Origin of the sequence: Paenibacillus prosopidis (assembly GCF_003337375.1) — a bacterium.
Taxonomy (GTDB): Bacteria; Bacillota; Bacilli; order Paenibacillales; family Paenibacillaceae; genus Pristimantibacillus; species Pristimantibacillus prosopidis.
This window is the reverse complement of sequence record NZ_QPJD01000005.1, coordinates 405,703-421,598: the sequence shown is the minus strand read 5'-3', so window position 1 is coordinate 421,598 and position 15,896 is coordinate 405,703. Positions and strand designations below refer to the sequence as shown.

The window sequence follows — 15,896 nt, the reverse complement described above, 5'->3', positions numbered from 1 at the left end:
TGATTTTTTTCTTTATAGTAGGCACGGCTCTTGATAAACTTATCCGCAAATTAAAACGAAAGCGAATTTCACGGCCGGTCGATTAAGCTAACGGAAACTATAGCTTAACAACAATCACCAGATGAGGTTGACGTAGGAAGGGCATAACGCACAGTTTTCTTGAAAATATCATAGACAAAGAGCAAAGTAGGCATATGGCACCCATAAAGTAATTTCTTAAGGAGATGAAATCACTTTAATGAAAGCACTTAAATTACGTCCTTTTATTCCGTCAGGTACAGATTACCCACTTGCCGTCCAGTTCTATTCAGACCTTGGATTTGAAAAAATCTTCTCCAGTGATGAACTTACTATATTCAAGGTTGACGAAACGGAATTTCATTTACAAAACTTTCATAACGCAGAATTGCAAAATAACTATATGTTGGAATTATGTGTGCAGGACTTGGATGCATGGTGGCAGTATATTCAAAATACCGGGGTAGTTGAGGAATATAACATTAGAGCCAAGCCCCCTCAAATCCAACCATATGGTAAGCACGCCGTCCATCTTATAGACCCTGCAGGCGTTCTCTGGCATATAACCGAACAACAATAAATATAAACTAAAGATACAGACAATCCGTAGATCCGTTCAACTAACGAGTACGATAGTTGAAAGAAGCAGAGCCACGGCACTCTGCTTCTTTCTTTGAAGTACTGGCCGCAGCCAACCGGAGGATTTCATCACAATAAGCGTGGATGAGTTTCCGCCGATTAGACTGGGGTCCTGCCAACCAAATGCCGTAAACCCATGCTATGACATTTATTACGTATGCTCCATTTGCCATGCCGAGGACAAAAGCAAAAAACAAAGGAGTATTTTTTTAGAGGGGGCTTTCATCTTCATCCAATCCCGTTAAAAATTCCGAATGGAATCCGGCGGTTTTCCGGGGTGTAAAAAAGGCCGCGGGGCGATCCCGCGGCCGATCATTAAGTTTCCGAATACATAGCAATATCTTCAGTGATTGTCGTATTTGATGCTCACATAGACGAAAACTTTCTTATCCGGACTAAAATCATTGCCCGTATGTCCCTTAACTCTCCACTCCGCTCTGTAACCTCCGGGCACCTCGGCAGCACTGTACTCGGTGCCACCTGTGAGTAACGTCGTATCTTCCGGCAATCGGTTACCCTCGCCCACGGTCTCCAGACTAAGGTCATAATCTTCCCCTTCTGGGGAAACCATGGAGACCTTAACGACTCCATGAAAACCTTCAGGGGGGCTCCAAGATCCACTCAACTCTTGTCCTGAGGACGAAATGTACCCGTAATATAACAAAAACTCATAATTGGATCCGCCGTATGAATAATTTTTGGAATCGGAAAGCTGAAAAGAGCCGGGAGCCGTATATGCTGCAGTAGTGACCGTCACTTCTTTTTTCACACTTTGGTTGTCATAGGCATCGATGGCGACTAGAGAAAAGAGGTAGGACGAATTTGGAGACAGCCCCTTCACTTCATAGCTGTTCATGTCCCCGTCCAGGGCAGCCAGCAGCGCATTGTCTTTGTATACAAAGTACTTGTATACACCCGTATCATCTGTGGCCGGCTGCCAATTCAGCTGTACGCTGTTATAGGTCGGATCGGTAGCCGTCAGTACGTCGCCTTCAGGCCACTTCGGCGCTTCAGGAGTGTTGGGACTGGACTCGCCAAGTCCTAGAACTTGTACGGGAGTAGAATGGTAATTCCTTGCTGCATCGCCCAGTTGACCAGAACCATTATTTCCCCACGCCCAGACGGTTCCGTCGCTTTTGACCGCCAAACTATGCTCAAAACCCGCAGCTATGTCTACCGCCGAACTGAGATCTTGCACTTGAACAGGAGTGGTATGAATGTCAGATTCGTAACATTCGCTGCCTTTCGAATTGCATCCCCATTCCCAGACGGTTCCATCGCTTTTAATCGCCAAACTATGCCATTCGTCCGCAGCGAAGGCGGCTACCGAACCGAGTTGCTGCAATTGAACAGGGGTATAGCGGGTTGTGGTTGTTCCATCGCCGAGTTGGCCATAACCATTCCATCCCCACGCCCAGACGGTTCCGTCGCTTTTGACCACGAAACGACTATCGCCCGCATCGAAGGAGACTACCGAACTGAGACCCTGCACTTGAACGGGGGTAGAATGGCGATCAGTTGTTCCATCGCCGACCGTACCTCCCCACGCCCAGAGGGTTCCGTCGCTTTTGACCGCCAAACTAATGCCAGGACCCGCAGCTACGGCGGTCACCGAATCGAGACCTTGCACCTGAGATGGAGTGTAGAAGGAAGTATAAATGTCTGACGTTGTTCCATTGCCGAGTTGCCCAGCGTTATTCATTCCCCACGCCCAAACGGTTCCGTCGCTTTTGAGCGCCAAATTATGTGTAAAGCTCGCAGAGATGGCGACTACCGAACTGAGACCCTGCACTTGAACGGGGGTTAGACGCCAACTTGTTCTAGATGGGTCTTCGCCGAGTACACCATACTCATTCTCTCCCCACGCCCAGACGGTTCCGTCGCTTTTGAGCGCTAAACTATGATCTCCACCTGCGGCTACGGCGGTCACCGAATCGAGATCTTTTGCCTGAACGGGAGTGGCACTGGAATACGGGGTTCCGTTGCCCAGTGTAAAACTATTTCCCCACGCCCAGACGGTTCCGTCCTCTTTAAGAGCTAGACTATGAAACCGTCCTGCTGCAACCATCGTTACGCCCGAATTCGAACTCTCTGCTACCACCGCGGAACCGGCCTCAGCGGCGGCTGCCTGAAAGGGCAGAAGCAGTGTCAGTATTAGAAATCCACAAACCAAAAGCATAAACCGTCGTTTCATCAATCTTCACTCCCATTATTTTTTACCTTGAATCTACCATATTACGAAAATCTATGAATGTACTCATTGCACTTGAATGGTGAACAACGAATTGCTAGTCATCCGGTACCAGACGCCATTCCGGTATTGGAACTCTGTACCGCTGGACACACGCACATGTTTATCCGATTGATGAATAAAGGTACGTTTTGGTGTAATTCAACTTCCCGTAGCGCACCGTGTACACCACCGATCCGTCTGGGCCCAGCTGATCAATGGAGATTTCATCTCTTGCATACCTCGACTGATTCCACGTTTGTGAAGGGTTTCAAAGCAGATCAAAGCGGTTCGTGTTTGTTGACTATCCATCGGTATTTCGTTTTAAACTTGTTTTGATTAAACACCCCCTTGTTGTGTCGAATTGACAGTAAAACATGGTGTAGTTGAGAAGGCAGGGTCTGAAAAGAATAACATTCAGCAGAATACCGAAAGATCGTTATCTGAGGCCCTTACGGGAATTCATGTCTATGTTGTTTCTTTCGGTAAAAATGAGGAAGGTTATTCAATTTGAATAACAATATACTACAATATATTCGTATTGAATACTCCTTTTGGGGTTAAATTACAAAATTAACCAAACGTTTGTAATTCCTGAAAGTTTCAGGCTATGGGCGACTACTAGGGGGCTTATTTTGGGTTATGTAGGGAAGGGAAGGTTCATTACGAAGGTTCGGAATCAGATAACGATTGGCTTCTACTGTTCGTTTACAACCCTTTTGAAATATACCCCTTTGTTCTCTTTACAACCTTAGTTTCTGTGGGAATATCGTCCTTTTGTTATTTCCTGGGAGCAGGGTTTGAAGATGATATTGGTTAGTGAAAACTTTATCCGCGATTAAGCTAACGGGTACGATAGTGGGGGAGCTGTCGCGAGGACAGCTCCTTTTTGATGCTCATTGAAGTAACGGACAGATTAGCGCAACATTTGCTTATTTTTTGCGTCCAAATCTATGGAATAATTGGCGGTGAAAATAGTCGAGTTTATTGAAATGTGGTTATTCGGGAGGTCTTAAAATTGGGTTTATCAATTCATTACGAAGGTGCTGCATCATCACCTGAAAGCGTAAGTAGCATACTCAGTCGAGTAGAACTGTACTCAAATGAAAACAATTGGAAGATTGATGCGATAGATAAAAATAATATAATTGTAATTCCACACCCTAAATGTGAATCGTTATCATTTGTTTTTAACGATAAGTTGAAGTTTTCAGGTTGTACAAAGACTGGTTATGCACCTACGGAAATTCATGAACAAGTTGTCAAATTGTTTTTTGAAATCAAGCCGCATTTCAAAAAACTTAAAATAGATGATGAAAGCGGCTATTGGGATGCATACCAAGATGTAATAAGAAATAAGCCCATACGGGAAATTACAGACTTTCCTGTAGTTAGTGAAAGTGATGTGATAAAAGAAATATTATACCTTCCAGATAACTCTTTAAAGTGTGATTACGGCTTTTGGAATTCCGACCCTCTATTTGTAAAACCAGTTGTACTTCATTTACCTACAATTCGAAATAGAATGGGATATGACCTGACAAACGGTTCAAATTATGCCTTTGTAGTTCGAGACCTTCTTAAAGATCTAAGTTTAAATGGCTTTTTCACATGGGACCACGACTGGTTCTATGATGATTGTAATTATATAGTCGAACTATCTAAGTTGTGGGCATGGAAGAAGTCGGCAGGCAACCCCACAAGCATAAAACGTAATAGGTGTATTGCTTTCGGCTACGCAATCGGAAAAGGTTGTTTTGGTCTGGAAAACGGTTTCTTCAATAAAACACATCGTGATGCGTGAATAGCACTAGATATTTTGGAACAAGAAGAAATAGAAGCTTCACCATTGCGCAGCTTAGAGATTTTATATGCATTGTTTGACTTCTGTGGGTTTAAGAAATTAAATGGATAAAATGCAGTATATCACTTCGACCTTGTTAAGCTAACGGGTACGATAGTTCCAAACCAACACCATGAGGCTACCGCGGGACGGGCAACCTCATTTAAGCTATCGGGCAGTAATATTCGGAACGAGGAATTGCGGAAACTGCATAAAAATAAACGATCCGCGTCTGGGCACGGCACAATGCGGCACGCGCGAAGGCACTGCAACTCGGTACTGGACGACTAAAGCAACAAAAGCTCTCTTCTACAAAAGAGCTTCACCGTGGATAGGCTCCCATGCCCAATTCTTCCCACTTATTACGACGCGTCCCAAGCTTGGCCATGGAAAATGATATGCATGTACAAGCAGCTTTTCATCGGCTGCACGGTTGAGCAGCGAGTGCCGGGTTCGAACGGTTTGCCCCGGGTCCAGATCGAATACGGTAAGCCAATCGGGGTGTTCCAAGGTCAATTTATAGTGTGGCCAAGCGTCTCCGACGACAAGCAGCGACTCTCCGCCAGAGGTAACAAGGAATGCGCTGTGCCCCGGCGTTTCTCCTTTCGCAGGAACTGCAGCAATTCCTGGAAATATCTCTTTTTCGTCTTCGATCAAGGTCATTTTCGGCTCAAGGCGGGTGAGCATTTTTTGAGTTGACTGTATCGTTCTTTGCTTAAAGGTCTCAGGAAAGGCAAGAGAGCTTAAATCAGGCTGTTCCATCCAAAATCTCCACTCTGATTGCGTCAGCACATACCGGGCATTTGGATAAGAAAACTGTCCCTCTTCGTCAAAGATGCCGCCTAAATGATCGCTATGAGCGTGGGAGAGAATGATCGTATCGATTGCTTCAGGGGCTATGCCGAACGCCTGCAAATTCGAACGAATCTTACCGACGTAATCCACGCTGCCACCAGGTCCGGGCAAATGTCCTAACCCTGTATCGATAAGAATTTGACGCTCTCCGTTATGGATGTATACCGCGCTGATTTGCATAGGGACCTGGTCGGCAGGTAATGCATGCGCGCTAAGAGCGGCGGACACCTCCTCACGGGTCGCATTGGTAATGAGGGACGTGGGCAAGGTGTAACCAACCTCGTCATTTATCACGAGGCATGTAAAATGCCCGATTGATAAACGATAAACTCCGGCAGATCGTTCATCCGGATTTTCGCCAAACAAATCCATAGGCATAGAATCGACTCCTTTGTATTTTTTTTAAGCTGTGTTCCTCATCGTTGTTGAATCCGTTATGATGTGCTTGCTATATTGAATTATAAAGGGATTGTGCAGGCGGAACGTGGGCTGCTTGATCATAGGTCTCTCAGTCACAGTTAGGAGGAATTGAAATGAACGATAGCGAGCGCCGTAAGCTCCTCGGTGATTTTTTGCGCAAGCGGCGATCCGGATTATCACCGGATGAGGTGGGGCTTCCATCTTACGGTCAGCGCAGGAAGCCGGGGTTACGCAGGGAAGAAGTTGCTCAGCTGGCCCATGTCGGGGTTTCCTGGTATACATGGCTGGAACAAGGGCGCGATATCAATCCCTCGCCGCAAGTGCTGGAAAGCCTGTCTGAAGCGCTAAAGCTGACTCGCGATGAACGGCGACATCTATTTTCTTTATCCGGACAAGCGCTCCCTCCTCAATCGGCTCCTGCGGACAGAACCGTCCGTCCTCTATATCAGCAGGTGATCGACGAATTGAGCCCAACTCCGGCCTACGTAATCGGCTACCGGTGGGACTACCTGACGTGGAATAAAGCGGCCGAGGAGGTTTTCGCCATATCTCATCCGAATCCGCCGCATGACCTTAATCTGCTTTGGCATTTCTTCACGAGTCCGATCATCAAGGAGCGTTTCCGGGCGTGGCAGCAAATGGCGGGGGGCGTGGTGGCGGAATTCCATACGGCAAGAGCCCGCTATTTGAAGGATCCCTCGTTCGATCAACTGATTGAGGACTTGAAGCAGGTTAGCCCTGATTTTTGCCTTTGGTGGCTAGAGCACGACGCGCGCAGCGTGCTTGACGGTTACATAGAGATTGAGCATCCGGTACTAGGACGTTTGGAATTTGAGCATATGACGCTGCAAGTCCTCAGCGATCCCGATGTCAAAATGATGATTTACCCCCCGTTTAAGGATACACGTGATAAGCTAGCACGTTATTTTGCCTCCGGCTGAAGTGGATGTCGTTACTAACGATGGAGCGATTACTACTTGATCAATGGGGTACCAAGTATTCTCGGAAATCATTAATGTTATCGGGTACGATAGTGGAGCATGCTACCGCTGTGTAGATGCTCCATTTTTTAATGGTTGTACAACGAAAAATAATTATTATAACGGTATTGAGAAAAATGAGTTCTCGAAATTTATAATGTTAAAAATATAGACTTTCTCTATGAGTACAAGGGACATAGTGATAGCTGGGCAGCAGTTTATGTCGTGTACAAAAGATTATGATAACCATAATATCTAGGATGTTATTAAAGTACATTGGACAGAATCCATGACCCAAAGGAGAGCTAAGTTACTCGTACACTACAGAAGGCGTTGGAAGCGGAAGTGGAAGTCACACTTTGTCCAATGGCGAATCAAAAAAACTGGTATATATTATTTGGGTTCTTCTTGGGGGAATGGTTCCTTTGCTGCCGAAGATTCCTTAATTAAGATGCGAGTCGATTGGAATGGAACTGCTGAAGTGGTGGAACTGAGACCCGAGGTGAATTGAGAACTATGCTAACGGGTACGTGAGCCATTCCAATTGGCTGCATTCATTGAACTGGCAGGATAGTTTAATAGTTAATACTATTCTAATTAGGGTGAGTAAATAAGAATCTTCATCCTAATCCAATATTGATGTTGCAAATGTTGCATAGAACATGATATCGTAATAAGCGACCATCGATGGGAAGAATTGAATATCGGTATTAAATGGAGGAGCCTGCACACCAGCGGGTTCCTTTTGTCTTTTTTGGGCAAATTATCAACATCTTCATCATTAAACGGAGGGATAACATGTTTTTTATAACGATTCTCATCATTCTGTTTGCAACAAAACTCGCCGGTGATCTCTTCGTGCGATTGGGGCAGCCAGCAGTTGTTGGAAAGTTGGTAATTGGAGTAATAATCGGGCCTGCTTTGTTAGGGTGGGTAGAAAACTCGGAAATCATCGATGAACTAAGCGAAATCGGAGTGCTTCTGTTAATGTTTATTGCCGGTCTAGAGACAGACATCAACGAATTAAAACGTTCATACAAATCCTCGACTGCAGTAGCTCTAGGCGGTATCCTACTCCCCTTTTTTGGTGGTTATTGGATTGGTTCTGCAATAGGAATGGAGACCTCTCACGCCATCTTTTTAGGTTTGCTTTTGTCTGCGACATCGGTCAGCATATCGGTTCAATCATTAAAGGAACTCAAACTGCTGAAGAGCCGCGAAAGTACCACGATATTAGGTGCTGCGATACTCGACGATATCATTGTAGTGATTCTCCTTGCGTTCGTCATGAGTATTTTTGGGGGAGAAGAAGTCAATCTGACTCTTGTCATCAGTAAAAAATTTATCTTTTTCGTTGTAGCCGGTTTGATGATATGGAAGGGCGCAAAGTGGTTGATGAAATGGTTGGCGCCGCTCCGTGTAACGGAATCTGTTATAAGCGCTGGATTAATCGTCTGTTTTTTCCTGGCTTTTGTCGCTGAAGAGTTAGGTGTTGCTGGTATTATCGGTGCATTCGCAGCAGGATTGGCAGTTTCCCAAACTACGTATAAAGAAGAAGTCGAACATAAACTGGAGCCGATCGCCTATGCCATTTTCGTGCCCATCTTTTTCGTTAGTGTCGGTTTTACTGTATCGTTTCAAGGTTTGGAGGATCAACTGGGTTTGATCGCAATTCTAACCGTCATTGCTATTCTCACCAAGTTGGTCGGAGCTGGATTAGGAGCAAGACTGACGGGATTCTCGACTCGTTCCTCGTTAGGAATTGGATCAGGGATGGTATCACGCGGGGAAGTGGCCTTGATTATCGCGACAATTGGACTGGAAAGCGGACTATTAAATCGCGATTACTTCACGGTATTAGTCATTGTGGTGATCTTGACGACTTTGGTCACACCCTTCTTGTTGAAGATGATCCTGCGTGAGCAGAGTGAAATGCGAGATCATAGCTGAGGCGGATCCTTCGGGAGCACCCTTATCGTTTCTTCATTCATTTCGGTGAAAAATTATGTAACCTCATTTCATAAAGAAGTACATTTAGAGAGGTGAGATCTCTTGAACCGGGAAATTGGCATATTCAATTCCGGAGATACTAACTTAGAATATTCGGTTATCGGAAAAGGAGTCCCTATATTACTATTCCATGGCGGCCATTCGAGCTGTCATGAGGGATTCGGTTATCAGAGATTGCTAACTTCAGGATATTCCATTATTACTCCTTCTCGCGCAGGATACGGCCATACATCCCCGACTACGGATTTGGGAGAAGCCTGCCACATTTATAAATTATTATTGGATCATCTTACCATCGAGAAAGTCCATGTTATCACAGTTTCAGCAGGGGGACCTACCGGAATCGCATTTTCCTCCATGTTTCCTGATCGGGTTGTCAGTCTCACGCTTCAGTGTGCGGTTACAAAGCCGTGGCATGTACCTGAGGATAAGGAATACAAAATAGCGAAGCGTATTTTCAAGCCCGAAACCGAAAAAAGAACATGGAAGATACTTGCGGCGATGAATACCCTTATGCCAAAGCCAACATTCAGAATGATGGTATCTTCCTTCTCTAAACTCCCATTTTCGGAAGTTCGGAAACGGCTTGACGACCATTCCACTGAAGCATTATGTAAAATGAATAACCGACAACGCTCTTATCGGGTTTCTTGATTGTTTATCGTACTCAGCAGCGTGCTTTCCAATCCAAATGAGGTGGCCTCACGAATCAAGTATATATAATTCCGATTGGGGGATCAGCGCAAAGTGACACTGATAATTTGTTGCAAATCTTCTCTGATCCAGTTGCAATGACATATTATCGTTCAACTAAAAGTAGAGATGAAACACTGAAATGGATTGAATGGACACAAAATAACTATGCAAATCATGGCATTGGTTTATGGATAGCAGAACTTAAAGCAAACTGACAATTTGTAGGTCAATGTGGTTTAATTCCACAAATCATTGAGGATGAACTAGAAATTGAAGTTGGTTATCTGTTTCTCAGAAAACATTGGGGGCAAGGATTAGCATCAGAGTGTGCGATTGCCTGCAAAGACTATGGTTTTAATTCACTTGGATATGAACACTTGGTTTCACAAATTGACAAGAGGAATATTTCATCCATACGAGTAGCCGAGAAAAATGGCATGAAATTTGAAAGAGAAATTATTAAAAATGGGAAATCGCTTTGCATCTATGGTATACATTATAATAAAGCAAGGAAGATATAACGATATCGAGAAGAACGTTTGGTTATGGTTTGGATTGCAGCATTTATTTGAAGTAAGAACAAGAGCAACATCGAATTGAGCTAACGGGGAACGATAGTGGGGGAGCTGCCGCGAGGACAGCTCCTTTTTGATGCTCATTGAAGTAACTGGCAGAATACTCCATAAAGAATGTGATTAATTCTTGCTACAGAAATGCTACTTCAGACTAATATTCCGAAGACAAAATACTATATAGAAACGAATCGTGCCATTTCTCTTTGAAAAATAGATGTTCACGGAAGTGACCTTCTTTGCGCATACCGAGTTTCTCCATTACACGAAAGGAGCCCTTGTTTTCAGGTCTGCAAGTAGCACATATGCGATGAAGTTTCAGTTCTTTAAAACCGAAGTTCAGCATAGCCTTAGCAGCCTCGGGGGCAAAACCATGATCCCAATAGTCTCGATTCAGGACGTAACCCACTTCACCTTGTAATACTTCTTTCTTGATTATACTGCTCGCTCCAATTAACGAATTTGATTCTTTGACCACAATTGCAACCGTAAATTGATTTCTTGGATACTCACTTTGAGAGGCAATAACGTTCTCGATGAATGCTCGTGTGTCGTCAAGCGTGTTCGGCCCCCAGTCCACTTTTGTTTTAATTATAGATTTAGTTAGGTAAAAGGTAAATTATAGAGGAAGGGCCAACCAATGTTCAACTATCAGGTAATAGTTGAATAACACATGGATGGGCAAGTACTGCGTTAGCCTGTTCTTTTTATTAAGCTAACGGTAAGGGTACATAGTTCAATGATAACAGGCTACCGATTGGCAGCCTGTTCAGTAAACACCTTCTTGTTAATACCTTTATGTAGTAACATATTCTTGATGAATGATTACTGTATGTGAACATTAAAGGGGATATTTAAATGAAATCATGTTTTGTTCATAAAAACATAGAACACGAAAAAAGCTGTCCATTTTGCAGTAAAGATTATTGTAACGAGTGCTTAATGCTGGTCGGCAAAAGGAAGACAGTAATATGCAAAACATGCTACCACCACTATATGGAAAAAATAAATAAATCAAAATTCAGAAGATACATATACATATTTGCAGGATTAGTTATAGTTGTTCCGTTGTTTATGAACGGTTTTGAAGCATTCAGAAATGAAAGTGCTAATGCAACATTATTTATCTTGATTGGAGGATTAGTATTGTTATCAATAACACTCAACACTGTAAGATTTTTGCAGTTTAAGAATTGGACTATCAAAGAAGAGTATCCTTTGCGTGATAAGAAATCGTAACCTTTCAGGCTACTAGGGTGCCTTTAAGAGTTTAAAACACGAACATTTATTTGAAGAACATGATGGAAAGACATTAATGAAGGACAAATTGATTTTTGAAGCTCCGATTGGAATTATTGGATGGATAACGGAAAGCTTTTTAGAACATCGAAATTCTCAATTAAAGATAAGGATAGAAGATTTGTACCGACTATGAAAAGGAAGATCTGTCCCTCGTCACGGTCGACAAGGGCAGATCTACTTTTTTGCTGATTCCTATGAATTTCACGGATATATTAATCCGCAGTTAAATCAATGCCGTAATCTTTCGCGAACACTAAATGGGTGTCGACTTTGACATCGTTACCGGTGTCTTGAAGATTGTACACCCGGGCGCCGCGCAGCCTGTTGCGCTCAGCACCTTCAAGCCCATAAGTGCCGAAACCGGTATTTCCGCAATATCCGAGCGTGACGCCATAATAATTGCCGGAGTATGTGTTGACATGGTCATGTCCGCAAAATACACCTTTGACGTCACCGCGTTCGAGAATAGCCGAGAACATGCCGCTGTTAATCGGGCCAGGGCATTCTTCCTCGTTCCGCTCCCCTACGATGCCGTGTTTTGCTACGGCTCTTGCATGATCGGCATCTGTTCTGCCATCAACGCTGGCGAACCACATAAACCGGAATTCCCACAGCGGGATATGGATGAACACGAGTGATGGAATTTTACGGCCGTTCTGCTTCTCAAGTGCGACAGATGTTTCGTAATACCAGTTGACTTGGTTGTTCTTCAACCAATCCCAAGTCGGATATCCTTCGAAATTTTGTCCTGCGATTTCCTTCGGCGCGTATCGGCCGCTGTCCAGCAGCCACATGTTAAAAACGGGATTTTTGCTGTTGTGACCGCCGATCAGCAAATTCATATTCCCAGCACCGGAGATGCCTTTCACACTGTTCTCATTCCTGTTGTATTTATAAGAGCGATAAATTTGAAGCATTGCTTCATTATCTATGCCGCTGTTCGGGGTAGAATCTTCATCATGATTACCGAAAGTGATCGCCCAAGGGATTCCGCGTTCTTCCATAGGCACCGCAATGTTATTAATCGCCTTCTTCACTTCATCTGGCGTATCTGTTCCGCCGGTTATGTTATCCCCGTTTAAAACGACAAACCCAGGTTTCTCCTCATCTAACACCCGTTCCATAAGCTCTACCGTTCGCGGGTCAATATCCTCGTCGTCCTGAGTATCGTTGAATTGAACGATTTTGAACGTGCCGTCGGAATTAAAATGAAGCTTGATTTCCCCATTCGGCATCTCTTTCGATTTGTCATTTTCTTTCGCGAAAGCAGTGCCGGAAAATAGATCCGAGGGAACTCCTGCCGCTCCAGCCGTCAAAGCCAGCGCACTCAAACCGCCGAGTTTCAAAAATTCCTTCCTGTTCATGCCTTTCTTTTCATTACCGCTGCTCAAATGAATACCTCCCGAAAAGTTATTCAACACATTTTCATAGTATCTGTTGATATCTATTAAAATGTTTTCGGCATGATAAATTCGTGTAAATCACTCAAAATGAGCCGCAAGCCGCAGGTCCTGGGACATGAGTATACGTTACTTTATATTCTAGAAATGATCATATTTATCCTTCTAACGGATAACGGGTTCGAACTTGTTGGAATATAGATCAATTTCCACCGCATATTTTGGCCTGGATTTGACCTCGATAAAGATTTTCCCAATGTATTCCCCAATAATGCCTATTCCGAGCAGCTGAAGACCACCCAGAAACCAAATGGAGATCATGAGCGAAGTCCAGCCTGCTCTCGTTTCTCCGAACCATTTTTGAATAAGTGCGTAGGCACCTGCAGCGATACTCACCATAAGTAAAATAAAACCGACAGAACTTACGAAACGGATCGGCGCCACGCTGAATGATGCGATTCCATCTAATGCAAATGACAGCATTTTTCTTAAACTGTATTTAGAACGTCCTGCAAAACGCTCTTTTCGATCATAATAAACCTTTGTCATCGAGTAACCGATTAATGGCACGATACCCCGCAGGAATACATTCGTCTCACCGTAACGGCATAATTCTAGTACCGCGCGTTTGGACATTAACCGGAAATCTGCGTGATTTGGAATCAATTGAATACCAATCCGGGTCATGATCCGATAAAAAGTCAGTGCCGATGTGCGTTTAAACCAAGTATCGGTTTTTCGGCTGGCGCGTACGCCGTAAACGATATCGAAGCCTTCGTGAAACTTGAGCACAAAATCACGTATGACGTTGATATCGTCCTGTAGATCGGCATCGATTGAGATGACACAATCGGAGTGAGCGCCGGCCGCTTCCAAACCCGCAAGCAGCGCTTTTTGGTGACCGACATTCCGGGCCAGCTTTAAGCCGGTGATTTCCGGATGATTAGCATGCTCCGTTGTAATCATAGACCACGTCCGGTCCTTGCTTCCATCGTCTACAAACAACAGCTTGCTGGTTACCGCGATTAAATGCTCTTGCATTAAATGATTGAGAACCCCGCGCAGCTCCCGGAATGTTTCTACAAGCACCTCCTCCTCGTTATAACAAGGGACGACAATCGTTAGCACCGGCCGTTTCATCAAGAGCAGCCTCCTCCCAGGTTTGTTAAATCGCTTCGTATACATAGATGCGCCATGCGGAATTGCGGTTATCAAATACATTCAGCAGTCTTAACCGATTGGCGCTTGCATTCATAATCGGAACGGAAGAGAATAAAAACCTTCCGCCCATTTCTTTAAATATTTTTGTATCGAGCTGCAAATGGCGAATTTTTTTCTTTGAGTTCTTTCGGTAGTCGTATTTCTTTCCGAGCTCATCGGCAAATATATAGCACCTTCCGCCCCACGTATCAAAATAGGTTTTCAGCTTGGCGTTTTTGTCCAATTCCTTTGCTATTATTTGACGAAAACGGTGTTTGTATGAAAGCGGATAGAAGTTATTGTAAGTATCCAACGTGTAAAAACCGTTATATTGCGCAATAGCCGGGTGCAGCCCGATACTCGCCACCCGGTATTCGTTCAGCGGTAATCCGATTGTTTCGCGTATGTCCGCGAATTGTTTGACGGCATAAAATTGACGGAAGGTTGGGGCTTTGCTTTTGCGGAATACGATTTCTTCATTTGACATAAACAGCACGATCATTTGAAGGCAGAGGGAACCAATCACAAGCCGTCTGCCTAAACGCCCCAATTTCCACAGGATCAAACAACTGAGTGCAAACCCGGCATAGATGATTAAAGGGCGAAGAAAGTGAAATCGCGCGAAGTTAAAAGTGTTCAGCAGGCTAATTTGTTCCTTCAGCGGTTGCCATGCCTTATTAAACCAGAACGCGTACCAAGCCGAAAGACCGAGGTTTATAACAAAGAGCAGGAGAAATGTACGTTCCGTCCAATCCCGGTTTCTTCGTATTGCGGTTAGGGCGAAAACGATTAATGTAATCGGTAATATGACAACGGTATGAATGGTTGCCACATGGTGGTGCCCGAAAATGAAATTTTTAAAGGTGAGCCGAATACTTCGCCATAAGCCTAAACGTGAAGAGACAAACTCATTGCGGCTTGTCGCATCGTTTAATACAAGGGAAAAAACAAGTCTGTAGTCAATCAGGAGAAACAATCCGGCCATAAAGGCAATACTGCTTAGAAATACCGGATTTAAATCCCTTTTGACGATTAGATCCCTAAGCCAAAGCACTCCGACGGCAAATAAAAAGAAAAAAAAGCCAAGCACAAGACTTGCATAAAACGGCAGAAGAGCGAGAGTGAGCCACTCCCGCCATGAAAATCGACGCGCTCGAATATTCAAAAAAGCCCATAATGCCAGCGGATGTCCAAGCGTGCTCAGCATACCGGACGGCCAAAACGGGGTAAGAGCAAAGGCGGCCGCCACAAAAACACGGATTGGCCAAGTTTCCGGCTCCTTCACCAAATGTGCTTTCAGAAGCAGATACATCCCAAGAAAAGCAATAACACGTGTGATGGTTTGACTAATTGCATAAGCAAACATCGACGGGAATATGGCGTGAAGCAGCACGATACCGCTAAATTCTGTACCTAACGCATTTCGCGGCAAGCCGTTGATAACCTGCGGGATGGTTGCATTCACACTGCCGAACCATTCTCCGCTTTGGACAAGAACCTTGTACCAGGCAATATTCGAATCCAAATTATCATGTACTCTGATATGGGCGTTTTCACCAAGGATAAACAATGGCGATACATAGATGGCTATCAACAATAATGCAAACGCAATAGCTTTTGATTCTGCTGTCGACTGCATCGATTGGGTCATGGTTCCTCCATAAAATTTAGGAGCTTCAGCCTGTTATTATTCCTAGAGTGAGGCATAACATACATTCTTCCATAAATGCC

Annotated in this window: 11 protein-coding genes and 1 pseudogene; 6 read left to right on the top strand and 6 right to left on the bottom strand. The window is 44.2% G+C overall.

From position 1 onward, the window contains the following. The first annotated feature begins 238 nt into the window (after positions 1 to 238). A complete protein-coding gene (locus tag DFP97_RS10360; protein ID WP_114379907.1) occupies positions 239 to 598 on the top strand; it encodes a VOC family protein in 360 nt (119 codons plus the stop codon). Between the two features lie 402 nt (positions 599 to 1,000). Here the strand turns inward: DFP97_RS10360 and DFP97_RS10355 are convergent, their stop codons facing one another. Next, a complete protein-coding gene (locus tag DFP97_RS10355; protein WP_245976068.1) occupies positions 1,001 to 2,851 on the bottom strand; it encodes an RCC1 domain-containing protein in 1,851 nt (616 codons plus the stop codon). A gap of 1,054 nt (positions 2,852 to 3,905) precedes the next feature. Here DFP97_RS10355 and DFP97_RS10350 point away from each other — a divergent pair. Beyond that, positions 3,906 to 4,691: a hypothetical protein gene (locus DFP97_RS10350; RefSeq protein WP_114379906.1), complete on the top strand. Its 786-nt coding sequence runs from the start codon at positions 3,906 to 3,908 to the stop codon at positions 4,689 to 4,691. 348 nt (positions 4,692 to 5,039) lie between these two features. Here the strand turns inward: DFP97_RS10350 and DFP97_RS10345 are convergent, their stop codons facing one another. Then, on the bottom strand, positions 5,040 to 5,963 hold the full coding sequence (locus DFP97_RS10345; RefSeq protein WP_114379905.1) for an MBL fold metallo-hydrolase: 924 nt from the start codon (positions 5,961 to 5,963) through the stop codon (positions 5,040 to 5,042). Positions 5,964 to 6,118: 155 nt separating this feature from the next. Here DFP97_RS10345 and DFP97_RS10340 point away from each other — a divergent pair, with 155 nt between their 5' ends. From DFP97_RS10340 to DFP97_RS32095, 4 genes and pseudogenes are all read left to right on the top strand, one after another. After that, complete coding sequence (locus tag DFP97_RS10340; RefSeq protein WP_114379904.1) at positions 6,119 to 6,946, top strand: helix-turn-helix transcriptional regulator; 828 nt, start codon at positions 6,119 to 6,121, stop codon at positions 6,944 to 6,946. Between the two features lie 837 nt (positions 6,947 to 7,783). Then, positions 7,784 to 8,935, top strand: coding sequence for a cation:proton antiporter (locus tag DFP97_RS10335; protein ID WP_114379945.1), 1,152 nt, complete (start codon positions 7,784 to 7,786; stop codon positions 8,933 to 8,935). 102 nt (positions 8,936 to 9,037) lie between these two features. Next, positions 9,038 to 9,649, top strand: a complete 612-nt coding sequence (locus tag DFP97_RS10330) for an alpha/beta fold hydrolase (RefSeq protein WP_114379903.1) — start codon at positions 9,038 to 9,040, stop codon at positions 9,647 to 9,649. Between the two features lie 65 nt (positions 9,650 to 9,714). Then, positions 9,715 to 10,212 (top strand): annotated as a pseudogene (locus tag DFP97_RS32095) (GNAT family N-acetyltransferase). Between the two features lie 205 nt (positions 10,213 to 10,417). Here the strand turns inward: DFP97_RS32095 and DFP97_RS10320 are convergent. The 4 genes from DFP97_RS10320 to DFP97_RS10300 all read right to left on the bottom strand — a co-directional run bounded on the left by DFP97_RS10320 (position 10,418) and on the right by DFP97_RS10300 (position 15,816). Beyond that, entirely contained in the window at positions 10,418 to 10,843 is a 426-nt protein-coding gene (locus tag DFP97_RS10320; RefSeq protein ID WP_245976067.1) for a GNAT family N-acetyltransferase, read from the bottom strand. Positions 10,844 to 11,777: 934 nt separating this feature from the next. Continuing rightward, positions 11,778 to 12,956 carry a metallophosphoesterase family protein gene (locus DFP97_RS10310; RefSeq protein WP_245976065.1) on the bottom strand — a complete coding sequence of 393 codons (1,179 nt, stop codon included), beginning with the start codon at positions 12,954 to 12,956 and terminating at the stop codon, positions 11,778 to 11,780. A 174-nt stretch (positions 12,957 to 13,130) separates the two neighbouring features. Next, complete coding sequence (locus tag DFP97_RS10305) at positions 13,131 to 14,105, bottom strand: glycosyltransferase family 2 protein (RefSeq protein WP_114379900.1); 975 nt, start codon at positions 14,103 to 14,105, stop codon at positions 13,131 to 13,133. 25 nt (positions 14,106 to 14,130) lie between these two features. Further along, positions 14,131 to 15,816, bottom strand: a complete 1,686-nt coding sequence (locus tag DFP97_RS10300; protein ID WP_245976062.1) for a DUF6044 family protein — start codon at positions 15,814 to 15,816, stop codon at positions 14,131 to 14,133. Positions 15,817 to 15,896: the final 80 nt, after the last annotated feature.

Coding starts and splice junctions, on each gene's coding strand:
- DFP97_RS10360 (WP_114379907.1), top strand. CDS start 239: ATGAAAGCACTTAAATTACGTCCTTTTATTCCGTCAGGTACAGATTAC.
- DFP97_RS10305 (WP_114379900.1), bottom strand. CDS start 14,105: ATGAAACGGCCGGTGCTAACGATTGTCGTCCCTTGTTATAACGAGGAG.
- DFP97_RS10335 (WP_114379945.1), top strand. CDS start 7,784: ATGTTTTTTATAACGATTCTCATCATTCTGTTTGCAACAAAACTCGCC.
- DFP97_RS10345 (WP_114379905.1), bottom strand. CDS start 5,963: ATGCCTATGGATTTGTTTGGCGAAAATCCGGATGAACGATCTGCCGGA.
- DFP97_RS10355 (WP_245976068.1), bottom strand. CDS start 2,851: ATGAAACGACGGTTTATGCTTTTGGTTTGTGGATTTCTAATACTGACA.
- DFP97_RS10340 (WP_114379904.1), top strand. CDS start 6,119: ATGAACGATAGCGAGCGCCGTAAGCTCCTCGGTGATTTTTTGCGCAAG.
- DFP97_RS10300 (WP_245976062.1), bottom strand. CDS start 15,816: ATGACCCAATCGATGCAGTCGACAGCAGAATCAAAAGCTATTGCGTTT.